The sequence below is a fragment of the Marinobacter sp. BSs20148 genome, assembly GCF_000283275.1.
Lineage (GTDB): Bacteria > Pseudomonadota > Gammaproteobacteria > Pseudomonadales > Oleiphilaceae > Marinobacter > Marinobacter psychrophilus.
The window spans coordinates 3,114,935-3,137,915 of record NC_018268.1; the positions used below are offsets into that span (position 1 = coordinate 3,114,935).

The 22,981-nt window shown below is 54.5% G+C and carries 24 protein-coding genes; 4 read left to right on the plus strand and 20 right to left on the minus strand.

Translation table 11 applies throughout. The annotated features are described in order from the left end of the window. Window positions 1-62: 62 nt before the first annotated feature. The 4 genes from MRBBS_RS14190 to MRBBS_RS14205 form a co-directional block, all read right to left on the minus strand. Window positions 63-1,301 carry an amidohydrolase family protein gene (locus tag MRBBS_RS14190; RefSeq protein ID WP_014872243.1) on the minus strand — a complete coding sequence of 413 codons (1,239 nt, stop codon included), beginning with the start codon at window positions 1,299-1,301 and terminating at the stop codon, window positions 63-65. Beyond that, on the minus strand, window positions 1,298-3,805 hold the full coding sequence (locus tag MRBBS_RS20505) for an ATP-binding cassette domain-containing protein (protein ID WP_014872244.1): 2,508 nt from the start codon (window positions 3,803-3,805) through the stop codon (window positions 1,298-1,300). The genes MRBBS_RS14190 and MRBBS_RS20505 overlap by 4 nt, the downstream gene beginning before the upstream one ends. Then, the gene (locus MRBBS_RS14200; protein WP_014872245.1) at window positions 3,802-4,671 is read right to left on the minus strand and encodes a branched-chain amino acid ABC transporter permease; all 870 of its coding nucleotides are present in this window, start codon (window positions 4,669-4,671) and stop codon (window positions 3,802-3,804) included. Before MRBBS_RS14200 ends, MRBBS_RS20505 begins: the two co-directional genes overlap by 4 nt. Before the next feature lie 84 nt (window positions 4,672-4,755). After that, entirely contained in the window at window positions 4,756-5,934 is a 1,179-nt protein-coding gene (locus tag MRBBS_RS14205; RefSeq protein WP_014872246.1) for an ABC transporter substrate-binding protein, read from the minus strand. Window positions 5,935-6,117: 183 nt separating this feature from the next. Here MRBBS_RS14205 and MRBBS_RS14210 point away from each other — a divergent pair, with 183 nt between their 5' ends. Then, a complete protein-coding gene (locus MRBBS_RS14210; protein ID WP_014872247.1) occupies window positions 6,118-6,519 on the plus strand; it encodes a nuclear transport factor 2 family protein in 402 nt (133 codons plus the stop codon). An 85-nt stretch (window positions 6,520-6,604) separates the two neighbouring features. Here MRBBS_RS14210 and MRBBS_RS14215 read toward each other — a convergent pair whose 3' ends face one another. The 4 genes from MRBBS_RS14215 to MRBBS_RS19470 form a co-directional block, all read right to left on the minus strand. Further along, a complete protein-coding gene (locus MRBBS_RS14215; RefSeq protein WP_014872248.1) occupies window positions 6,605-7,585 on the minus strand; it encodes an isopenicillin N synthase family dioxygenase in 981 nt (326 codons plus the stop codon). 28 nt (window positions 7,586-7,613) lie between these two features. Next, window positions 7,614-8,324: an SDR family oxidoreductase gene (locus MRBBS_RS14220; RefSeq protein WP_041635311.1), complete on the minus strand. Its 711-nt coding sequence runs from the start codon at window positions 8,322-8,324 to the stop codon at window positions 7,614-7,616. A gap of 108 nt (window positions 8,325-8,432) precedes the next feature. Continuing rightward, the gene (locus MRBBS_RS14225) at window positions 8,433-9,128 is read right to left on the minus strand and encodes a GntR family transcriptional regulator (RefSeq protein ID WP_014872250.1); all 696 of its coding nucleotides are present in this window, start codon (window positions 9,126-9,128) and stop codon (window positions 8,433-8,435) included. 393 nt (window positions 9,129-9,521) lie between these two features. Next, window positions 9,522-9,689, minus strand: a complete 168-nt coding sequence (locus tag MRBBS_RS19470) for a nuclease-related domain-containing protein (RefSeq protein ID WP_014872251.1) — start codon at window positions 9,687-9,689, stop codon at window positions 9,522-9,524. A 621-nt stretch (window positions 9,690-10,310) separates the two neighbouring features. Between MRBBS_RS19470 and MRBBS_RS14235 the strand changes: the two genes are divergently transcribed. Next, complete coding sequence (locus MRBBS_RS14235; RefSeq protein WP_014872253.1) at window positions 10,311-10,841, plus strand: hypothetical protein; 531 nt, start codon at window positions 10,311-10,313, stop codon at window positions 10,839-10,841. A gap of 121 nt (window positions 10,842-10,962) precedes the next feature. On the opposite strand, the gene MRBBS_RS14240 is transcribed toward MRBBS_RS14235, so the two are convergent. Next, window positions 10,963-11,286, minus strand: coding sequence for a methyl-accepting chemotaxis protein (locus MRBBS_RS14240; protein ID WP_227497524.1), 324 nt, complete (start codon window positions 11,284-11,286; stop codon window positions 10,963-10,965). A 457-nt stretch (window positions 11,287-11,743) separates the two neighbouring features. Between MRBBS_RS14240 and MRBBS_RS14245 the strand changes: the two genes are divergently transcribed. After that, window positions 11,744-12,598, plus strand: a complete 855-nt coding sequence (locus tag MRBBS_RS14245) for an ATP-grasp domain-containing protein (protein WP_014872255.1) — start codon at window positions 11,744-11,746, stop codon at window positions 12,596-12,598. A gap of 187 nt (window positions 12,599-12,785) precedes the next feature. On the opposite strand, the gene MRBBS_RS14250 is transcribed toward MRBBS_RS14245, so the two are convergent. From MRBBS_RS14250 to MRBBS_RS14275, 6 genes are all read right to left on the minus strand, one after another. Then, entirely contained in the window at window positions 12,786-13,844 is a 1,059-nt protein-coding gene (locus tag MRBBS_RS14250) for a nuclease-related domain-containing protein (RefSeq protein WP_014872256.1), read from the minus strand. A gap of 43 nt (window positions 13,845-13,887) precedes the next feature. Continuing rightward, window positions 13,888-14,433 carry a PIN domain-containing protein gene (locus MRBBS_RS14255; RefSeq protein WP_014872257.1) on the minus strand — a complete coding sequence of 182 codons (546 nt, stop codon included), beginning with the start codon at window positions 14,431-14,433 and terminating at the stop codon, window positions 13,888-13,890. A 214-nt stretch (window positions 14,434-14,647) separates the two neighbouring features. Next, window positions 14,648-15,091: a cyanase gene (gene cynS / locus MRBBS_RS14260; protein WP_014872258.1), complete on the minus strand. Its 444-nt coding sequence runs from the start codon at window positions 15,089-15,091 to the stop codon at window positions 14,648-14,650. Window positions 15,092-15,118: 27 nt separating this feature from the next. Beyond that, on the minus strand, window positions 15,119-16,009 hold the full coding sequence (locus MRBBS_RS14265) for an ABC transporter ATP-binding protein (protein WP_014872259.1): 891 nt from the start codon (window positions 16,007-16,009) through the stop codon (window positions 15,119-15,121). Between the two features lie 54 nt (window positions 16,010-16,063). Beyond that, window positions 16,064-16,891: a nitrate ABC transporter permease gene (gene ntrB, locus MRBBS_RS14270; RefSeq protein WP_014872260.1), complete on the minus strand. Its 828-nt coding sequence runs from the start codon at window positions 16,889-16,891 to the stop codon at window positions 16,064-16,066. A 2-nt stretch (window positions 16,892-16,893) separates the two neighbouring features. Then, on the minus strand, window positions 16,894-18,321 hold the full coding sequence (locus MRBBS_RS14275; protein WP_041635314.1) for an ABC transporter substrate-binding protein: 1,428 nt from the start codon (window positions 18,319-18,321) through the stop codon (window positions 16,894-16,896). 377 nt (window positions 18,322-18,698) lie between these two features. Here MRBBS_RS14275 and MRBBS_RS14285 point away from each other — a divergent pair, with 377 nt between their 5' ends. After that, window positions 18,699-20,639 carry a sigma 54-interacting transcriptional regulator gene (locus MRBBS_RS14285; protein ID WP_014872263.1) on the plus strand — a complete coding sequence of 647 codons (1,941 nt, stop codon included), beginning with the start codon at window positions 18,699-18,701 and terminating at the stop codon, window positions 20,637-20,639. Window positions 20,640-20,736: 97 nt separating this feature from the next. On the opposite strand, the gene MRBBS_RS20285 is transcribed toward MRBBS_RS14285, so the two are convergent. From MRBBS_RS20285 to MRBBS_RS19130, 5 genes are all read right to left on the minus strand, one after another. Continuing rightward, window positions 20,737-20,871 carry a hypothetical protein gene (locus tag MRBBS_RS20285; protein ID WP_014872264.1) on the minus strand — a complete coding sequence of 45 codons (135 nt, stop codon included), beginning with the start codon at window positions 20,869-20,871 and terminating at the stop codon, window positions 20,737-20,739. 12 nt (window positions 20,872-20,883) lie between these two features. Continuing rightward, complete coding sequence (locus MRBBS_RS14290; protein WP_014872265.1) at window positions 20,884-21,363, minus strand: FKBP-type peptidyl-prolyl cis-trans isomerase; 480 nt, start codon at window positions 21,361-21,363, stop codon at window positions 20,884-20,886. Window positions 21,364-21,604: 241 nt separating this feature from the next. Then, window positions 21,605-22,384: a hypothetical protein gene (locus MRBBS_RS18700; protein WP_050996649.1), complete on the minus strand. Its 780-nt coding sequence runs from the start codon at window positions 22,382-22,384 to the stop codon at window positions 21,605-21,607. 200 nt (window positions 22,385-22,584) lie between these two features. Next, entirely contained in the window at window positions 22,585-22,779 is a 195-nt protein-coding gene (locus MRBBS_RS14300) for a hypothetical protein (RefSeq protein ID WP_014872268.1), read from the minus strand. A gap of 15 nt (window positions 22,780-22,794) precedes the next feature. Next, window positions 22,795-22,923, minus strand: coding sequence for a type II toxin-antitoxin system RelE/ParE family toxin (locus tag MRBBS_RS19130; RefSeq protein WP_144012777.1), 129 nt, complete (start codon window positions 22,921-22,923; stop codon window positions 22,795-22,797). Window positions 22,924-22,981: the final 58 nt, after the last annotated feature.

A 22,981-nucleotide genomic window follows, 5' to 3' on the forward strand; every position in this document is an offset into this window, starting at 1 on the left:
TAGAATGCGATTGATGGATAGCGTTTATGCACGGCATCGTGGCCCGCTCCCGGGCCGGAAGGTCAGCCGTGACGTGTCGGTACGAGGAGCAGCGCTGGCTTGCGCTCAAAACTCTGACGACCACCCTTGAACGCCATCAGTGGCTGCGCCAGACTGGCGATTACCGCCGCCGGTGATTCGGCACCCAGTACAATAAAATCGGCGTTACAACCTGGCGTCAAACCATAGTTCTGCAGCCGAATCAGCTTCGCCGATTCCTCCGAAATCCATGATAGGCAGCGCATCAGCTCCGCCGACGTACCCAAATGACATACATTAGCCAACAGGTTGGCCTGGCGAATCAGCGAGACATCGCCAAACGGCGTGAAGGGATTGCCGACGTTATTGGTAGACAATGAACAGGTCACACCATAGTCATGGAGTCTTGCCAGCGGCGCTACGCCTCGAGGCACATTGTGGGTAGCCTCCCGGCCGTTAAGGAACAGGTCGGTGGACGGTAACGCGGTCACCTGAACTCCAGCGTCTGCCAGAGCCAGAGCGATTTCCCGAAACGGGTCTGGCGCTAATGCCGACAGCTTGGTGGCATGGCCGATCGTAACGCGGTGCTGCCAGCCATAGGCGCGGGTGCACCGGATCACCTCCGGTATGGTCATGCCTTCGGGGTTGAGGTCGAAATCCAGGTGCAGATCTAGATCACAGTTGTAACGCTCCGCCAATTCGAACAATCGCCGAATCTGACCGGCAGGATCGTCGTCCATGTAAGGGCAGCCGCCAAGGACTGTGGCGCCATTTTCCAGCGCTTCGCACAATAGCTCTTCGGTACCAGGATTATTGAGCAGGCCTTCCTGAGGAAATACACAGATTTCCAGGCTGACACCCCAGGCATAGTCCTGCTGCAGTCGGCGGATGGCGCGAAAGCCGGTCAGGCCGATGCCGGGATCCAGTTCCACATGGGTGCGCATATGTGTGGTGCCCTGAGTGATGGCTTGTTCCAGGATGCGAGCGCCCCGCTGGTAGACATCCGCCTCAGTGAACTCCGCCTTGGCGGCGCTGGTACTGGCCACCGCTTCCTTCAAGGTACCTTCCTTCAGCTTGCAGCGGTCCATGATGCAGGCCTTGTCGAGGTGAATATGGGTTTCAATGAGTCCTGGCAGAACCAGATTGCCCCCCAAATCGATCTCGGTTAAAGGTGACGCATCGTCGGCAAAAGTCTCAATGAATCTGCCATTTTCCACCCGTAATTCAGTAATCCGATTCGGTTGATTCGGAAGTCTCAGGTTCTTAAATAGTATTGAATTCATGTAATATTCCCTCCCAGATAAGCGGCTTCCAGTTCCGGATCGTTGAGGAGAGCTTCGGCATCGCCGGAATGAACCACACGCCCTGTTTCCAATACATAAGCCCGGTCCGCCACCTGCAGGGCAAGATTGGCCATCTGATCCACCAACAGCAGGGTGACGCCCTCATCCCGCAGGGCGGCCAGAGCGTCATAAAGCTCGGCCACCATGGCTGGTGCCAACCCCAGAGACGGTTCGTCCAACAGCAGGATCGAAGGTTTCGCCATTAGCCCACGACCGATAGCGACCATTTGCTGTTCGCCCCCTGAAAGCAGCCCAGCGGGGCTGTTAATGCGGTCCTGCAATCGAGGAAAGCGTGCCAGGACGTCATCCACGTCTTGGTCCAGATGAGCACGATCGGTGCGGGTGTAGGCACCCATCAGCAGGTTATCCCGAACACTCAGCTCCGGGAACACTTGGCGGCCCTCAGGCACCAGCGCTAGACCTTTGCCGGCAATCTGGCTGGCGTCAAGGATTTCAATATTTTCGTTGTTGAGCACCACTGAGCCATAAGAGGCGGAGTGCAGTCCCGCAATGGCCCGGAGAATGCTGGATTTACCGGCGCCATTAGCCCCAAGAATAGCAATCAGCTCGCCTGGATTTACCACTAGGTTCACCCCCTCGACCACCGGGGCGGCACCGTAGTCAATGACCAAATCTTTGACGAACAAAGTGGCGTCCCGACTGCCATCCCAAAGTTTGGAGCGAGGCGGTGCCTGGTAATCGGTGCTCCCGAGGTAAGCCCTTACCACCTCAGGGTTGGAACGAACCTCTTCGGGCTCCCCCCAGGCGATTGGGCGTCCGGCATCCAGCACCAGGATGCGGTCCGAAACCGACATCACCATGGTCATGTCATGCTCCACCAGAATCACCGCAATACCATAGTTGGCGATGGTCCGAAGCAGTCCGGCGACCTGATCAGTATCAACTCGGCTCAGGCCGGCGGCTGGTTCGTCCAGCAACAACACCCTTGGCCGCAGTGCAAGAGCTCGGGCGATTTCCACCAGGCGGCGATCGACATGAGGCAGGGCCTCGGCCAGGGTATGCACCGAGCCGCGGTAGCCAACCAAGGCCAGCAGATCCATGGCAACGTCCACTTGTTGGGGGTTTGGCTTGCGCCAACAATCCCCCAGGCGGCCACGTTGCATACCTGCCAGCAGGTTCTCAAGCACAGTGAGTCCGACAAACAACTGGGTGGTCTGGTAAGTTCGGGCAATGCCAGCCCGGGCGATTTTCCAAGCAGGCAGACCTGCCAGGTCACCGTCGAGGTCGATGCGGCCGCTGTCCGGTGCGTAAAAACCGCTGACCAGATTCAGTACCGTAGTCTTGCCGGCACCGTTGGGCCCGATGATGCTGGTGACGGTGCCCGGTGCGGCATTGAAACTGACCCGCTCGGCCGCTTGTACGCCGCCGAACCGGATGCCGATGTCCTTCACTCGCAAGCCGTCAGGGGCGCCCGCATCGCAGGTCAGAAAACTCGCCAGCCGGGTAGCGTCCGGCTGATGCCGGGGCACCAGTCGCTCCGGTTTCGAAAACCGGGCCTGAAGCACGCCGAGCACGCCGGTTGGTGCAATCCATAGCACCCCGAGCAGAACGCCGGCGAACAGCAGCAGTCGCATTTCCGCCATGCTTGACAGCAATTCCGGCACCAGCACGATGAGAACGGCACCCAGCAAAGGCCCGAACACGGTTCCGGCACCGCCAACAATGACCGCCAGTACAAAGAGAATGGACTGGGTAAATGGAAAGGAATCCGGGTTAATAAACATCATCAACGGCGACAGCAGCGACCCCGCCAGCCCTGCGAAAAGCGCCGACAGGGCAAAGGCCAGAGTCTTGGTCTGCACTGGATTAAAGCCCAGCGAACGGGCCGCGATCTCGGTGGCCTTGACGGCGCGGATCGCCCGCCCACAGCTGCTGCCGGCCAGGCGGTGAAAAAACATCAGCGAGGCGACCATCAGTGCCACCGCAATCAAGGCCAGCCCGGTGCTGGCCGGCAGGCTACCAGTATCCGGCATCGGCACCCCGGCCAAACCGTTGGCGCCACCGGTAAGGGATCGCCACTCAATCAGGCCATGATGCACGATAAAGCCGAAGGCGATGGTCACCATGGCAAGGTAGGGGCCGCTGACACGCACCGCCGGTATTGCCAGCAAGGCGCCGACACCTGCGGTGACGATGGCAGCACTGGCCATACCCAATACCAGTGGGACCCCTGCCATGGTCATCAGTGCCGAGATATAGGCGCCAATGGCGTAGAACGCAACATGGCCGAATGATATCTGGCCACTGAGACCAATCAGAATATTGAGACCGCTACACACCACCGTTGTCAGAGCGATCAGGGTCATGACCAGCAGGCCATAACCACCCAGGGTAAAGGACAGCACCGCACCCGTCAGTGCCAGCAGACCCAGCAGGCTCGGTACCAGCCATCGATGCGAGGCCAAGGCATTCCGGGACATCATACTTTCACCAGCGCTTTGGAACCGAACAGACCGTTGGGGCGTATCGCCAAGGCAACGATTACAAGGCTGAAAGTCAGGAGCTGAGAGAGCGTGGAGCCTAGGTAGACAATAATCAACGCTTCCGCAAGACCGAACAGAAGGCCAGCGAACACCACGCCCTTGAGACTGTTTATGCCGCCGAGGATCGCTACGGCGAAGGCCTTGAGACCGAACAGCATGCCCATTTCCGAATGCACGCTCACAAGGGGCGCGATCAGAAGTCCGGCGATGCCGGCAAACACGGTTGAGACAGCAAAGGAAATTGCCACCACACGGGTTACGTGGATGCCCATCATCCGCGCCGCCGTGGGGTTCTGGACCGTGGCACCCAGAACCTTGCCCAAGCGGGTGTATCGCCGAACCAGCACCAGCACCAGCACGATTGCCGCCACCACGGCGGGAATGATCAGCTGCATCAGGCCGATACCCGTGCCAAACAGTTCCAGACGATGGTCGACACCTTCCAGTATGAACCGGCGGGGCTCATTGCCAAAAGTGAACATCACCAGATTGTCTACCAACAGGCCCCCGGCCACCGTGGCCAGCAGCCAGGCTTCCGAGCCCCGGCTGTGGAACGGGCGCACCAGGAAGCGCTCGATCGCCAGGCCATAGAGCGCGCAAACGACCAGGGTCAGAAACGCGGCCACCAACCAGGGCAAACCCAGAGTGATACAAAAAGTGTAGCCCAGCACGGCACCTACCATCATCGCGCTACCCTGAGCGAAATTGACCGTCTGGGAAACGATGAAGGTTATGTGAAACCCCAGTGCCAGCAGAGCATACATGCTGCCCATGCCCAGCCCACTGATGATACTGGCGGTGATCATGATGTGGTGTCCTCCTGCCGGCCGAACCCTAGATCCGACCGGCTGTTACCGAATGCCTGCATGCGAGGTTCGAAGAGCCGTGGCTTAGCGATCAAGGGGAATGATGCGGCCATCAACAAAATGCGTGAAAACATAGTCCTCTGGACCCACAGCGTCGTGCTGCTCTGGTGAGAAGGGCTTGAGGTAGTTCTTGATCAGGCCGTCGTACTCGGTAATGGCGTAGTAACCCTTGCGGATAGCCGCGCCATCGGTGCTGCCAGCATTCTCGATGGCCAGCGCCGTCAGGTGCATGGCGTCGTAGGCGTTTGCGATGCCGACTGCCGGTGTGACATCGGCAAGATCCTGAATTTCCGGGTAACGTTTTTTCAGTGCAGCCATGACATCAGCACCCTTGCCTTGCTGATCTTCAACAAAAGTAAAGGTCTGGATAAAGTGGACCTTGGCGGCATTTTCACCGGCAAGTTCGCTGAAGCGACCACCTGCAGGGCCCCAATGGGAAATAATCGGCACATCCCAGCCCATCCGGTCGAGGGATTTCACTATCTGCGCAGACGGTGCGACATTGGCAACCATCAACAGGGAATCGGCCCCAGCACCCTTAAGGCGGCTCAGCTGTGGCACCATGTCAATATCATTGCCCTCAACCCGTTCAATGCCGGCCCATTCCATATCCCGAGATTCCAGCGCTTTACGGAAACCCTTTTCGTTGGACTCACCCCAAGGGTTGTTAATCAGGATCATGCCCGGCTTTTCCATGCCAAACTCGTCGATACCGTATTGCACCAAGGCTTCGTCCACCAATTCGTCCACAGCGGACACCCGGAAAACATAGTTTTCATCGGCGCCGTTCTGGGTGATCGGCGTACCGGCAGCCCACACACCCATGAACGGAAATTTCATGCTATTGGCCAGCGGCACAATGGCCAAGGAGACAGGCGTGTCCAGGCCACCGAAGAGCACCGCTACCTCTTCTCGTTGAATCAGTTCACGGGCGGCCAAAAGCCCTTTATTGGGGTTGCTCTCGTCATCCCGACGCAGCAGTTCCACTTTACGACCAAGAATGCCGCCTTTGGCGTTAATTTCGTCGATTGCGATGGTCAGTCCGCGGGTAATAGCCTCACCGGACTTGGCGGATTGGCCCGACAGGGCCGCCACCAAACCGATCTTCAGGGGATCTTCCGCCTGAACCAGACCGGTCAGGGAGAACAGCCCGGTCGCGGCCAGGGGCAGGAACCAATGTTTGATCCGTGTTGTTAAGCGCATTGCATTTCTCCACATTTACTTGCGTGTGTACACATATTGCTAGCAATATAGGTGCCAGTATAATGCGGCTGCTATTCAGTAAAGTTTCGTTTTATTGCACTAAAAAAGCGTTTTATCGATATTTTTGCACCAAAATAGCGCGCTTATCGGTGTGACCATCATCATCAATCAGGAGCATTGACCGTGTCAGATAAAGATGAAGCAATAAATATTGTTAGCAATTTTTTGGAAGCATCTATGGCGCCGGACCCGGAGCGCGCTGCCACCTATATGGCACCGGATGTGCGCATCACCTTTACCGGGGGGCGCGTTATGGCAAGCACCCACGCCATTACTGAGTTCAACGGTGGCCGCTATGCCTGGGTAAAGAAGGAGCTCGGATCGTTCGACTGGACCGAACACAGCGATCACACAGTGGTCTATTCCAACGGCACACTCTATGGACAATGGCCTGACGGTCGCCCGTTTGCTGGCAACCGTTATGTGGACCGATTCGAAGTTCGTAACGGCAAGATTACCCGCATGGACGTCTGGAATGACAGCGCTGAGTGGCTGCTGACGCCGGATTTAAACCGGCAGTCATAGAGCGCTCAGGCCGCACTTCTCCAAGACCGGAGCCCTTCAATGACCGGCTTCCGGTCTCCGGTCTCCGGTCTCCCAGTCGGGAACTTCATGTGTTTTGGGTTGCTGTGTAAAGAGAGCGAAGGTGCTCCCCAGACGTGGTAGGTGGGTATTTTGCCGTTGTGTCCGGTACCAGATTACTGATCGCTGCGTCGTAATTCGGATTATGGAAAAACACCAGAGACTGACGCCGGGTTTCGGGGCCGGAGTTGGCAGGCGGGTTTACCACGCGATGCAAAGTTGACACCCAGGTATCATTGGTCCAACGCGCTAACAGGTCGCCAATATTAATGATGAAACAATCGGGGACAATTGGCACGTCAACCCACTCGCCTTCGGCGTTGCAGACCTGCAAACCTCCAGGCCGGTCCTCAGTGGCGAGAATAGTAAGGCTGCCATAGTCAGAGTGGGCACCCGCTCGGATCTGGCCCGGGGCCGGCTTCTTCAGCTGCGGTGGGTAGTTGCGCACTCGCAGACGGCTGATGTGCCGGTCTATTCGATCATCAAAGTAATCTTCTGGAAGCTTCAGCGCCATCGCAAAAACACGCATGAGCAGGGCGGCAAGCTGGCCCATTTCCCGGTAATAATGAGTCCAGACCTGTCTCAGCTCGGCTGGCCTCTCAGGCCAGATGTTGGGGGCAAAATGTTTACCGGCAGCTGGGGCGCTGGAGTAGTCCTGGTGCGGTGCGTCTACCGGCCCGACCATGAAACTTTCATTCAGATCACTGCCGGTGGCTTGCGGCTCTCGGGAGCGCGCAAGTGATTCCTCATCCACACCAATATAGCCCCGGGCGACGTCTATCGATGGCCTTGCAACCTTTTTTTTATCTGCAAGCGGAAGGTCAAAAAAATCACGAGATACCTCGCGGGTCCGGGCAATGAGTTCGGGGCTGATGCCATGTCCCTTGATGATAAGAAAGCCGATGTCACAACAGGCCCGGTCGACGGCCTCTGCAACCTGTTTTTTGTCGGCTTCGCTGCCGCGACGGAAGGGTTTCAGATCAATGACGGGCACATTTAACAATTTCATGGGGTGGCTCCTACGGGTAAACGGGGCACTAGACCAGTGCATCGCCACCATCCACCAGCACGATTGAGCCAGTGGCGGAGGGATTGGTCGCAACATACAAAATGGCGTGGGCGATATCGTCGGCAGCGGCCACCTGCGCAGTAAGCAGCCGCCGCCGCATGGAAGCGAACTTCGCTTCGCGGCCCTCTGGCCCCAGGCGGTCCCATAGCGGAGTTTCAGTGGTACTGGGTGATACGGCGTTGACCCGGATTCCTACGGGCGCAAGCTCCAGCGCAAGTCCTCGCATAAGGCCTTCAACCGCGGAATTGAGGGCGCCCTGAAGCACCGCATTGACGTTCGGCCGCTGGGCATAAATGCCGGAGACGAACGTCAGTGAGCCGCCTACGCAAATGTGGGCACTGCGACCAACATGGTAGGCGCCCCAGAATTTGCTTTGCATGCTGTCATGAGCCTGATCCAGAGGCAGCGACTGAATCGTGCCGACCCGAGTAGAAGATCCTGCCAGAATGACGTGATTCCACGGCGCCTGAGTGGCAAAGAAGTTTTCGACTGCGGACGCCGACCGAACGTCAAGCTCCCGCTCCAGCACACCCTTTGGTAATCGCTGCAAAGCGGCGTTAAGACGTTCCGGTGTGCGCGAGGCAATCGTTACCGTTGCACCTGCGTTGGCGGCACGCAGGGCGGTGGCCTCGCCAATACCCGAGCTGCCTCCGATGACCAGTACACGTTGGTTTTTGATGACGTAGCCCTCACTGTATCGTTAGCAAAGAGTTATATTGCTAGCAAATAAAGTGCCATGGCTGCGTCGTGATGACCGGGGAGGTCATGCCGGTATTTCTGCGTTTCTTTAAACCAGAGCCTTGATGAGGTCTACGGCGGGCTTGCTCTCGTCATTGAATTGAAGCTCGCTTTCCAGGTGGTTCAGGTGATCAAGCATCAGCGCGGCTGCCCCTTCGCGATCGCCCAACTCCAGAGCCGAAAGGATTGCTTTGTGCTCGCTGTGTTGACAGTTAGGAATATCATTACGCTGATACAGAGCAACAATTAACGAACTTCGCAGCATCAGGTTATCCAGAATGGTGGATAGCACCTTGTTTTCGGAAACGCTCCCAAGTAACCGATGAAAATTACAAAGTTCACGAATGATCGCGCGCCGATCGTCGCCCGCCGTCGCCCCGAACTCCGCTTGCATGTGCTCCTCGAGAGCTTTGATATGACGCTTCATCTTGTCTTGAGAGATATTTTCCACAACGCCCTGTTCCACCGCCCTTCTGGCCGCGAAAACGTCCCGCGCCTCCTGTGCCGAGGGTTCTGAAACATGAGCGCCACAATTCGGCTCAATGGTAACGATGTTCTGAAGTACCAGTCGCTGAATGGCAGATTGAACGTGGTTTCGGTTGGCACTGAGTGCCTCAACAATCTGTGCTTCAACAAGGCGAGTGCCCGGGGGGAGCGAATGTCGGGCAATGGCGCTTGAAAGCGCATCAAAAATCCGCTGAACTTCCTGTTGCTTGCCGCTATTTTTTTTTGAAGACGTTCCCATTAACGTGTGATCACCATTGCTAGCTAATACCGAGGATACATTGCCAGCTTAATCCAAAAGTCACCTGAAAAAGGGGTTTAAAGACCGTGTGAATTGCTAGCGCTACATGACTTCGATCGCAATTCTAGCACTTGAATCGAGCAGCCTGTCTAATATAGGTGCGTTCTTCAGTGATCTAATCCCCCTCCCCCTCCAAATTCCCTTTTCCAACGTTTTTTGGAATAACGCAGAAAGAGACGCCTAGCATGCGAATTAGCAAACACTTTTCGTGCAAAATTAATTGGGCAGGGTAAGCGTTCATTCCCTAGATTCGTTGACGTCTCCTCGGGGCCAGGTCTTGCGTTTTCCTCTCGAATAATCCGGCTTACGCGAGAATAATGCAGTCCAAAAAGGCTACTTGGCGCTGCCGAAAATCCAGCCTTTGATATTCTTGGCTTCCACCACGAACACGCCAAACTTGCTTTTAAACCAGAAGGTTTTGACGATCCCAGCAATGATGAGGAAGGGTACTAAGTACCAGAGCACCGCAACCAACGGCTGGAATATTAGGTTAAAGTCCATTTAACGGGCGTCCTTGTGGCATTTCTTTAACGGGGCCAAAAAATCAGGCCCAGTATTGCACGCCTGAATCAGACAACTTCAGAAATTTAGCACTCACAAGCGGGTTAAGCTCTTTCTGAATCGCTATCAGCCTGCAGCGTCCAAGACATCCCCCAAAGCCAGCCCAGCTTTAATCAGAGTGGTCATTGTCACGCCAGTATCTTTGTCATCAAGTAGCCGGTTAACCACTGTGCGGCTGGGTGACGACGATCCGCACGCGGGCTGTGAAACCCCGGACACCTGATGTGGCAACCATTGAGTCGGCTTCCTCCTCCCCGCCCCCACATTGTGCATAGGTATTTTTGATAAACTCGCTGCCTTTGCTTCGAGCCTATACTGAAAGAACAGAGTCAACTCGAGGTACTGAATAATGAAACTGAAAACATCGTGGTGGATGGCGGCATGGCGCGTAAGATGGTCTACGAAGAGTCGGGGGCACCTCCCTCGCTGGCGGCCCACCCTTCATAAAGCTTAGAGCCTTCTTCGCTTGCATAAGAACGAATTGATCCTATGGCCCCAGAAGAATCGTTCATACTTGTTTTGAGCAGTATCTGATCGCAATGAAGATCGAGGGCCATACACATGAACACAGCTACAGGTATTTTAACCGCTTTGATTCTGATGATCCCTGCCAGCCAGGTTGTGGCAGACGATAGCAGTGAGCTTCTCAAGGATGCTCTGAGTGCAGCGCCTGTTTCGCTTCGCAATCAGGTAACTGTTATGGACTGGGATAACAACGTGCTGCAGGAAGGAAGCAGCAATTACGTCTGTTTCCCCACACCACCCACCCTTCAAGGCACGGCCCCCATGTGCTTGGATGGCCCCTGGCAGAAGTGGGCGGCGGCATGGATGAGCAAACAGCCCTTCACATCACCCGGACTCGGCATTTCTTATATGCTGGGCGGTGACGAGGGAGCAAGTAACATCGATCCATACGCCAAGGGCAAAACCGACGACAACGACTGGATCAAGGAGGGCCCGCACCTGATGCTTATTGTCTCTGACCCGAAAGACCTCGACGCCCTACCAACCGATCCGCATAACGGCGGGCCCTATGTCATGTGGAAAGGAACAGACTATGCGCACATCATGGTCCCGGTGCGCCTGAACTAACCGGGACAGATTTATTTTTTGATTAGCTTTCCGGCTAACCTGTCCTGAAGCGTGCCTATGGCTCGTCAATAGTCAGCATCTTCAGTTGCCCACCGATTCAGGGCAGGGAATAACCCATAGGTTAACCCTCAATTCTATCCAGCGATTTCGCCAGGGCTGCCACCCGTTGATTAGTTTCGTCCATAAGGACGTCTATTTCACCTGCCGAGCCACTGGATTTGCGAGCCAATGAACGGACCTCATCGGCGAATACAGAGAATTCTCGCCCGGCATCGCCAGCACGCGCGGCCTCTGTTGCAGCATTCAGGGCCAACAGTTTGGTCTGGTCAGCGATATCATTAATCGTGGAAACAATGCCACTGATCTTCTTGCTTGCCTTTAGCACGGAGTTCATCGTTTCCTGAGTTTCACGTACTGCAAGTACCAGACTTGTGCTCTCCTCCAAGATATTGTTTTTTTATTGTGAGCAGTTTGTGAAGTGTTTAGAAAATCAGACGATTTACTCAAGGAGTAAACACCCAAAGTTTGCATTCCGAGGGCGCACTTTGATAACCCTCGTAGAGATAGACCGTCGGCGGATCATCTGCAGAACGGCCGCCAGCTACACTTTTTTCTGCTTTTCTTTGTTCTTTTCTGAGTAACACTTTATCCAGAATAGTGCCCAGTCTTGAATGCGTGAGCCGACGTTGCGCAGCCTCCATTCTTAATCGTTCGATTTAAGCAGGACGCCGGCGGCCAGATCGGCCGGTGAGCTAGAACATCCGCGCTTAATGTGGTAAAAAAATGCCTGCACCTCAGTCCCATGAAACGTCGACCACCATTTGTTGTCCGAGCCGCAACCCGCGCAACCCTTTGCTAGGCGAGCACGGGGATCGTTGCCTCAGCCAGCCGGATACTAGTCAATGTCTATTTTAATTCTCACAGATATCCCAGAATGGGTTCGCCCCCTCGTTGACCTTTTAGAATCGAGGGGCATCAAAGTACAAGTCGCTGATGATCCGGAGGAGATCGTAGCGAATGGGTTGATCGTCAACCGCGTATCTTCCCTTCTTGCTGAGCGGGATAAGGCTCAGGCCGATCGGATCACCCATTCTTTGCGAACCTGGGAGGCTGAGGGTAGATCTGTGATCAACGGATCACTCTGCTTCCAGACCGGCTACAGTAAGCTGGATCAAGCCAAGCTTTTTACCGAGTGCGGAGTGCTGACGCCGCTAACGTACCCCGCCGTTCCCGGCGGACGCGCCATACATGGACAAGCTGTCCTTCTCAAGCCACCTGCAGGTGGTTTTGGGAGAGGGATTCGGATGCTTGAAGACGGCGAACCCGCCCCGGATGGACTTTTCAGTCGAGACGAAGGCTGGATTGAGCAAGAGCTGCTAACCGCCGCAGACGGCTGCGTCCACCGGATCGAAGTCCTCGGCTCCGACATCCTTTACGAAGCCCGCTCACCGATTCAAGCTGACCAATTCAACTACTGCCTGGCTCACCCGGAATCGTATGTTACCCTCCGGGCTCCTGGCGAAATTGCCCCGAAGGTAACCGAGTCAGTCAAAAAAATTCTACGGGCCGCAAGGATGGAGCTCGGCGCAGTCGAGTACCTTCTGGATGAAAAGGACAATCCCGTTTTCATCGACCTGAACCCAGTTTCCAGCTTTCACCCCGGAGCGACAGCCATCCTTGGTCACGACCCCCTCGACGCCACGGCCTCCTATTTGATTCATAGATCTGAGGGACTTAAAAAAAAGGGTCAAAGGTAGGCCTGGAAACAAGTTCCTCGGGGTCAGGTCTTGCGTTTTGCCTCTCGAACAACGGGGCTTACGCGAGAATAATGCAGACTGAGACGATTACAGCGAAAGGACAAGACAGGGGCAAATTAACACAGCTTCGATGGCGGAAAATGAATCTGTCCCGGTTTTCCCCACGCAGTGTGTAGCTCTTTCTGATTCAATGGACCTCTTCCTTCAACATATGATATTGGGCACACGCCTTGTCCCGCTCCCGCAAAAGACGCGCATCCTGATTACCCATAACGGCAGCAATCAGTGAGTTGCATTCCTGCCTTGCCAAGAACAGCTCTGATGGAGGTTGGTAAACACGCTGAATGACGGTGTCCAACTTCGTTTTTATATCCGCTGTTTCAGCGGCAGCTTTTGGTTGAGTTTCAATTTCAGGTTGGCGAAGTACTGGCTGCTGGGGCCTTTTGATCAGTTGGTCAGACGAGTGTCGCATACCTATCGCCACGGCCTCCGTAGCAAAATGCGAAACAGCGTTTATCATGATCGCAGCGACCCCTAACAACACAACCGGATAAATCACGATCTTGAGAAGCCGTCCTCTCGAACGCTGGGGTAAAGTGCCATAACGCTCAGCAACCAGCCCCCTCACATGATGAGCGTGCGCCTGATCAGTAGCTAATGAGGCCTTTAGGCGACCCGATGCCACCTTTGCCCGTGCCTCTGCCACCTGCTCCGGGCTCAGTACACAATCCTTTTTTGATTTGATATAACGGACAAATCCCAAGCCCTGGGTAACGTTATCCGGCAGAGGTGTTTTGAACGTACTGCCGCCGACGAAAACCACCACCGAATGCACCTGCTGATCACCTAGCCCGAGCAGCGCTTGTAGTGTTTTCACATGCTTGTAGTTCTGGTGCAGAGGATTTTGGAATTTGTAATTGGATCTGAAGATTTTCTGTGTCCAAAAAGGCTGCGTGGCGCTGCCGAAAATCCAGCCTTTCATATTCTTGGTTTCCACCACAAACACGCCAAACTCGGAAACCAGAATGTGATCAACCTGCGTAGTACCGTCCTCGGTGGGAAGCGTTACGTTTTTGATCAAGTGGTAGCGAGACTTGTCGAGAAAAAAGCGAGCCGAGAGGTTAACCAGAAACTCCCCAAACTTGCCTTTGAACCAGGGAGTTTTGACGACGCCGACAATGATGAGAAAGGGTATCAAGTACCAAAGCACCGTAACCAACGGATCGAACATGAAGTTAAAGTCCATTTAACGGGCGTCCTTGTGATACTTTTTTAGCGGAGCTAAAAAATCAGACCAAGTATTCCACACCAGAGTCAGAAAGCTTCAAAAATTTCGCACTCACAAGCTGGTTAAGCTCTTTCTGAATCGCCATGTCATTGCCCTGAATCTTGAGCTGCGCGGCAATGTGGTTTCGCAGGCTGGCCACCTTCTGCGGACGCTTTTCTTTCTGCATTGATGACAGATTTTTGATGAGCTTCTCCGGCTCGCCTGGTGCGCCGGTGATTTTGACCTGTTTACATGGCCGTCCGTTAGTTTTGATGTGAGCAATCAGAGACGAAAAACCAGTGTCATTGCTGATCACCTCGAACGCTACTGAGCTCTCTGCCTGCGCATCAAACTTGCCAAGGTAATAGGCGAGATGGAAATCCAGATTATTGGCTTGTGAGTCCTTCACTTGAACTACCACAAGGTTGATCGGCTTGTCGTATTTCGTGTCGGTGAAGTCTAGCCGGGGCTGCCTGGCGCCAAGGAAAACGATGACGCACTCATAGCCGGCGAGATCGACCTTTCCCAGACTTCCAACGTTTTCGTAGTCAATGAAGGCCCATTTCATATTCTAACGTCCTTTGTTTTAGGGTCCTTTGTGTTAACGCATTGTGCCACAGCAACGTCCTCAACTGCCTAATGGCATTAGAGCCGGCGGCGCTAAAACGACGTTGTTAGGTGGTTCGTATTCGCGGGTTTCGGGTGGCAAGAACGGTGGCATAGGTTACCCTCTCTCTGGAACCCGCAGGTTTCGGAAAGAGGGTAGCTTTGACGTCTGGAAATTACCAGGACTTATAAGGAAGGAACTTCCCGTTCATGGTGACCACAACGCGGTCGCCCTTCGGGTTCTCTTCCTTATCCACATGCATGGAAAAGTCGATCGCACTCATGATGCCATCACCGAACTTTTCATGAATCAATTCTTTCAATGTATCGCCGTAGACGCCTACCATTTCGTACAGCCGATAGATAAGCGGATCCTGAGGTACTGCGTCGCCCCAGGCCTTCTTTGGACACTGCTGAAGTGTGATAGCAACTGCCTTGTCCAGGCCCAGCATTTCGCAGATCGCAAAGGCTTTGTCTTCGATCATGCTGTTCATGCCCAGACAGGCCGAGGTCGTAAAAACCGGCGACATGCCGATTGTTTCCGACAGCGCTTCCCAGGTAATACCCTTGATGGCTTTTGCTTCCAGAATTCTTGCGGTCATCAGTTCTTTGGTCATCATAATCATGTCCTCGTTTGACAGTTGCTATCAGGCATTCGCCGCTCGGGCGGCAGATTCAGTTTTTCTTTCAGCCTGCGCGCCACTGCTTTTTGCAGGCTCCACAAACTTCGGCTTACCATCCGCATCAGGCAGCGCCGAACCGCTACGGTTCACCAGATAATCCACCAGATAATCACGGGTTTTGTGGTAGGCCGGATTCTGGAAAATCGTCGAACGGGCCCGCGGATGCGGCATATCCACTTTCACACTTTCGGCGATTCGTGCGTTGGGTCCGTTGGACATCAAGAAGATGCGATCGGACAGTAGAATGGCCTCGTCCACATCGTGAGTGATCATAAATACGGTCTGGCGAGTGTTTTCCCAAATCTTCACCAGCTCATCCTGAATCACACCACGGGTCAGCGCGTCCAGCGCACCAAACGGCTCGTCCAGCAGCAGCAGGTCCGGTTGCGTCGCAAACGCGCGGGCAATACTCACCCGCTGACGCATACCACCGGACAGCTGCGAGGGCTTGCGCTCCAGAGCGTGGTCCAGACCGACCATTTTAAGATATCGCTCACTGTGTTCACGAACCTGCTCTTTAGACCAGGAAGGCCAGCGCGCCCGGACCGCAAACACAATGTTTTTGAGCGTGGTTTTCCAAGGCAGCAGACTGTAATTCTGAAACACCACGCCGCGATCCAGACTTGGTCCCTTTACTTCCTTTCCGTTCATGACAATGTTGCCGGAGGTCGCCTCATCCAGACCGGCCAGAACGTTTAGAATCGTCGATTTGCCGCATCCCGAGTGACCGATGATGCAGACGAACTCGCCTTTTTCGAGAGCGAAACTAATATCCTCAAAAACAGTCAGTCCGCCGCCCTGGCCGTCCGGATAAACTTTGGACAGACCGTCGACTTCTAGAAATGACTTATTCATAACAGGTCTCCATCCGGAGGATTAATCCGGCGCCGGGAAGCGGCGCCGGACTCCTCACTCTGTGTATTCCGCTAGCTTCTGGGCCTTGCCGAGCACCATATCCAGAATCATGCCGACGATACCGATCATCACAATCGAGAAGATAACGGCGGTCAGATCCAGATTGTTCCACTCGTTCCAGACGTAGTAACCGATGCCTGTACCACCCACCAACATTTCGGCTGCCACGATAACCAGCCACGCAATACCAATAGAGATGCGCATGCCCGTCAGGATCGTAGGCGCCGCGGCCGGCAGAATAACTGTCAGTGCGGTTCGTATGTTGCCCAGTTCATGGGTCCGCGCCACGTTGATCCAGTCCTGCCGGACATTGGCGACGCCAAAGGCCGTGTTCAGAAGCATGGGCCAGATGGAACAGATAAAGATCACAAAGATGGCCGAGGCATTCGAATCCTGAATGATGAAAAGGGCCAACGGCATCCATGCCAGCGGTGAGATCGGCCTGAGCAACTGAATATAAGGATTCAATGCCTTATACATCAGCGGCGACATGCCGATCAGAAAGCCGACAGGCAAGGCAATCGCCATGGCTGCCACAAACCCTGCCAGTACCCGGGAGACCGAGTAGGCCAACTGGATACCGATGCCCTTGTCATTCGGACCCGCATCGTAGAAAGGGTCAGATAACTCCTCCCATGCGAGTTTAATAACCGCTGAAGGTGGCGGAACACGAGATTCCTGTTCCACACCACCCATCAACATTTCATACTCGGTCATGTTTCCCTGGGCTTTCGGCGGCTGGGTCGACATCTCCCACAAGCCCAGCACCAGAATGAGAAACGAGATCGACAGCAATGCCGCTCTGACGTTCAGCGAAGCCACGGTTAAACTCTCCCGATGGCAAAGCTTCGGGTGTACTCTTCAGCTTTGTCAGGATCAAAGGTCTTACCCATGATGACGTGCTTTTTATAGGTATTGTCCGGGACGGGCATGCCCATTTCGGCCATTATCTTGCCAGTCTCACCCGCTAGGTAAACCTGCTCGGCAATGCCCTTATAGTCCAGGTCGCCTTCCACATAACCCCAACGCTTCATCTGGGTCAGAATCCATACGCCCATGGAGTGCCAGGGGAACGGATCGAAGTCGATGCGATCCGGCACGTTCTTGATCTCGCCAAGGCCATCGGCGTAATAGCCTGTCAACACCTGTTCAATGACCTGAACCGGCTGATTCAAGTAATTCTTGGGTGCGATAGCCGCTGCAATTTCCTTGCGGTTATCGTGATTGTTCGAATACTGAGTGGCGTCCAGGATGGCGCGCAGCAGAGCGCCGTAGGTGTTCGGGTTCTGAGTCGCAAACTTCTGGCTGCAGGCAAAGGCACAGCAAGGGTGACCGTCCCAGATGTCTTTGGTCAGCATGTGAATGAAGCCGACTTTTTCCCACACCGCACGCTGGTTGAAAGGATCTGGTGAGAGGTAGCCATCGAGGTTACCCGCACGGAGGTTGGCAACCATCTCGGGTGGCGGAACCACTCGAATCTGAACATCTTTGTCGGGATCGATGCCGTTCTCTGCCAGGTAGTAACGCAGCAGGAAGTTGTGCATCGAGTATTCAAATGGAACACCAAATTTGAAGCCTTTCCACTGTTTGGGATCGCGTTTGTCCTTGTGATCGTTATGCAGCACGATGGCCTGGCCGTTGATGTTTTCCACGGCCGGCATGATGTAGGGCTCCGGGGTCGATCCGACACCCATGCTCATCGCGAGGGGCATGGGTGTAAGCATGTGCGACGCGTCGTATTCTCCAGCCAGGGACTTGTCCCTTGCCACTGCCCAGCCAGCCGTCTTGGTGATGGTGACGTCGAGGCCATATTTTTCATAAAAACCGAGCGGGGAAGCCATGATGATCGGAGTGGCGCAGGTAATCGGAACAAAGCCGACATTCAGCTTGGACTTCTCAAGCTTGCCCATGGACTCCTTCACGGCTGCCTTAGCCTTTTCCATCGGGAACACGCTAGCAATTAATGCAGCGGCGCTGCCGGCGCCCATCATCTTCATAAAGCTGCGACGGCTGTGGTCGTTATGGCCGAACACAGACCGCACCACAGCGCTTTCAATAGCGCGATCCAGCATCGCTTCAGAATCATTACCGTCAGCCACGAGATCTTGTTGAGCGCGGCCGGTCAGAATCGGTGATTTAACGTCAACATTGGCTCTCGTATCAGTGCTCTTACACTTAGGGCAACCGCATTGCTTCGAGTGAGTCAGGGATTTATCCCCGTCGAATGGATTTCCAAGGCTCTTGATCGTCATCGAATTCTCTCCCAAAACTGGTGTAGGCACTTTTTCAGCGCCTGCTGTGCGTTCGTCTGCACCTTCAAGGTGCGCTGTAGCTACAGGGCAATCAGATCAGATGTTTTCGATCTCCTGTCCACGATCGGCTGGATGTCAGGAATGCATGGTTCGCGCCAAGTTCATAAATTAGATTAAAACACTGTTTTTATTATACTTTTCAAAAAATCATCGCAAACATAAATTCACGAAATTTCGTTTCTAACGACTTTTCGTGACCATATTCACGAGTTTTCGTGAAGTGGCACGAGTCTTGAATCAGTTTTGGCATTGCAAATTCACATTGGACATTGCTGTGCAAGTCGCCATCGCCTTTACTCTGAGATTCAGGAGCCAGCATGTCATCGTCCCACCCCCTCGCCCTGTCATACCCCCCCCCGGATGTTCATTGGGTTGATCACCTGCCAGAACCTGCGTTGCTGGTTGATGCTGCTAGAGATGTCATCATTACGGTGAACAGTTCCTTTGCCCGTATGCTCGGCACCAAACGGGGCAACCTGACAGGCACATCCTGCACACGCCTGTTTGACGGTCAGCGCCCGCTGCTGATTGCCTTCACCCAAGAAACCCTGTTCAGAGGTACCGCCTGGAGCCGCGACTTCCATTTGAAACATCGAAACGGCCGCACAGTAGAGCTTGAGATCTCCGCAGCCAGAGCCGGAGAGGCTGAAGAGCAGCAGGTACTGTTGCTGCTGCGCGACTGGCAGCTGCTGCGCACGCTCCGGGAGCGCCACGAAACCAATCACTACCACCGGGGTGGCCTGCTGGAGTGGCGACGCGTCGCAGAGTTGTTCAAGGATATGGAGCGGGCAAACCAGCTCATTTTACATGCGGTGGGTGAAGGCATTTATGGCGTCGACGCGGAAGGCAGGACAACCTTTTTGAACCCTGCAGGCGAACGCATGCTGGGGTGGCGGGGCGACGAGCTAATGGGGCGAGTCATTCATCGCGTCGTTCACCACTCCCACGAGGACGGCTCGCTATTTCCGCTCAAGGACTGTCCGATTTACGCTGCGTTCCGGGATGGTAGTGTTCACAGCATCGACGAGGACTGGTTCTGGCGCAAAGACGGCTCAGGCTTTCCAGTCGAATACACCAGCACGCCGATTATGGACGGAGGTCATCCGGTAGGCGCTGTGGTGGTTTTCCGTGACGTGTCCCAGCGCAAAGAAGCGCAGCAGGAACTTCATCAAGCCCTCGAGGAAGTCGAAAGCCTGAAACACAAACTGGAAATCGAGAACGCGTATCTACAAGAGGAGCTGAGTGGGGAGTATCATTTCCACGAGATTGTCGGGCAAAGCGATGCCCTTAAAAGCATTATGCGCAGGATCGGGCTGGTGGCGCCCACCGATGCCAACGTGCTGATCACCGGCGAATCCGGCACTGGAAAAGAGTTGATTGCGCGAGCCATTCATCAGGCCAGCGACCGCCGGGACCGACCGCTGATTCGAGTCAACTGTGCGGCGATTCCAAAAGACCTGTTTGAAAGTGAGTTTTTCGGCCACACCAGAGGTGCGTTTACCGGTGCCGTCAGCGATCGCGTCGGACGCTTTGAACTGGCGGACGGCGGCACCCTGTTCCTAGATGAAGTGGGTGAGATTCCCCTCGAGCTGCAGGGCAAGCTCTTGCGGGTGCTTCAGGACCAGCAATTTGAGCGGGTGGGCGAGAACCACACCCGGTCCGTCAGCGTTCGAGTCATAGCCGCGACCAACAGGGATCTGAAAACCGAGGTTAGAGAAAAACAGTTTCGGGAAGACCTCTACTTCCGGCTCAACGTGTTCCCCATCGAATCGGTTCCTCTCCGGCAGCGCATCGAAGACATTCCGCTTCTTGCTCAGGAGTTTCTTGAGCGGGCCTGCGTGCGGTTCAATCGCCCTCACCTGACCCTTCGGATCTCGGACGTTGAGACCCTTAAAGCCTATCACTGGCCCGGTAACGTCAGAGAGCTCGAGAACGTCATCGAGCGCCAGGTGATCACCGCTGACCGATATCTGGATTTTGATCTGACGGGCCGGGATCAGGGTGGATTATCAGCGCCTGAAGACGAGCAACCGCCAGCACGCCATTCAGGCACTGAAGTCATGACGGACAAAGACATCCAGACCCTGGAGAGGAATAATCTGGTTCGGGCGCTCACGGCCACCGCCGGGCGAGTTTCTGGTGCTGACGGCGCAGCTGCAATGGTTGGTATGAAGCCAACGACTTTGTCGTCGAGACTCAAAAAGCTCAACATCAACCCGGCACGCTTCAAAACAACGCCGCCGGAATCCAACGCCTGAAACTGGTCGGATGATCCGGCTTACGCACGCACAATGCAGTCCAAAAAAATAGTTTCAATCAAAGGACAGTGGAAGGCTTGAGTGGTCTGGCAGAGATCTATCCGGATATTTGCCAAGGCAAGCTCGCCGCAAACGAAGGCGTTATCGTGGCACTCACATCGTCACGCTGAGCCAGAGCGGCGAGGTTCAAAGCCACACCAAACCAGATGGCGTAAATCACAAAAGTGACCAAGCTTGTCTCCCTTCAATGATGCCCACCCGGCCCATGCGCGTGACCGTGGGCTATCTCTTCCGGACTGGCGGCACGTACCTCGATGATGTCGACATCAAAGGTCAGGGTTTTACCGGCCATCGGATGGTTGTTGTCGATATCAGCAAACTTGAGGCCAACCTTAACAACGATCACGTGGCGCTGGCCCTGCTCGGTTTTTACCTGCGCGACCATGCCCCGCTTCCAGCGTTTGGCACCGATCAAGTGCTTGATCGGCACACGTTGTATGGAATCGGCTTTGCGCGGGCCGTAGGCTTTTTCCGACGTGATGGTGACACTGAAACTTTCGCCAGCGTCGCGACCTTGCAGGGCTTCTTCCAGGCCCCGGATAATGCCACCGTGGCCATGCAAGTAGACGTTCGGCTCGCCGCCACGGGAGTTTTCAACAACCTTGCTTTGGTCATCGCTGACACTGTAGTGAAACAAGACCACCTGATTCTTTTCGATTGGCATAGAGTTCTCTGTGAAGATTCAAAGTACGTCATTATAACCAGCGGCGGCGCTGATTCCTTCCGTGATGGCTCGAATTGCGATGAAATAAACCAAGGCGATTACAACGAAAGGACAAGACAGAAGCAAAATGCAAAACCTGACCACGGCACCCCTCCGCGCCAGCACACCTAAAAACTGTTTACTCTTCCTACTCAGCATAGCATTCAGCAGCCGAGCCACTCTATCTTGACAATTTAGTGGGCTAACGGATTTCTGATGTAGCTCTGCTCAATCGAAGATCTCTCAAAAACACACTTCGTGGCGCTGCCAAACCGGACGCAAAAAAGCCCAACCGTTTGAGATCCGCCATATTCATCTGACGGGCTGCAGGAGCTGATTCAACTTTGGACAAATCGATACGGTAGTTATTCCAGCCTGGCTCAACTACTAACCTAGTATTGAAGCGGTCGTTGAAGGCATTGCCACTGCGCTCATGGACAGCATCGTTTATTCGAAGTGTCATCGCAATCGGCACGGCATCAGGGTTATAAAGCTCGAACACCACTGGCAGTTGTCGAGCCATCCGGTACTGCTGAAAGCCGACCTCGGCCACTGGAACAATCTGAAATACCAAAATGGTAGTCAGCAACGCCCGCAGCGGCCAGAGCCCAGCTGCTGGGAGCCACTGCGCAACCGACCGGGATGGCTGGCGCCAAATCATTACCAGCCAGGCCCCCAGCATATTACGGAACACATCCTGCCAGTCGGCCTCCCGCCCCAGACCATCTTGCAACAGCTCGATGATCCCTCCCACCAGGAACACTCCGGCACTTAACAGCAGCCACTGTCGCCGTCCGCCGACACCAAAAACCGCCTGCCAAGTGAAGACTACCAGGCCGAAAAATAGGAGATGGCCAAGATTCCACGCCGACCGATGGAATGGCCCCGACGTCCATTCTGGTCCTCCGATAAAAAATAACGGGAACAACACACACAATGCCAACCCGAGCACGACCGGGGTTGCTGAGAATCTGGCTTTCATCAATGCAGTTTCCTAAATAAACTGATCATGGACAGGCACAACGAATACTCTCCAGAGCACCGCAACCAACGGCTGGAATATTAGGTTAAAGTCCATTTAACGGGCGTCCTTGTGGCATTTCTTTAACGGGGCCAAAAAATCAGGCCCAGTATTCCACACCTGAATCAGACAACTTCAGAAATTTAGCACTCCCAAGCGGGTTAAGCTCTTTCTGAATCGTTATCAGCCTGCAGCGTCCAAGACATTCCCAAAGCCAGCCCGGCTTTAATCAGAGTGGTCATTGTCACGCCAGTATCTTTGTCATCAAGTAGCCGGCCAGCGTCCACTTGCTCAAGCGCACCATCAGACTCGAGCAGGTTATCGAGAGAGCTGCCAACGTGTTTATGCTGTGTCATTTTCTCCGCCCACTATCAGACAAGATTCTTCTTCCGGTCTCTCGCTTTTTCTAACTCTTGAGCCGGTGTTTTCTGAGTCTTTTTGATAAATCCATTCAGCAAAACCATATCGCCTTTAAACATTGTGAAGATGACTCGTGCAATCCGGCCGCTTGAGAGATCACTGCGGTTTTCCTAGAACTAAACCGAAGCGGCTAACCGA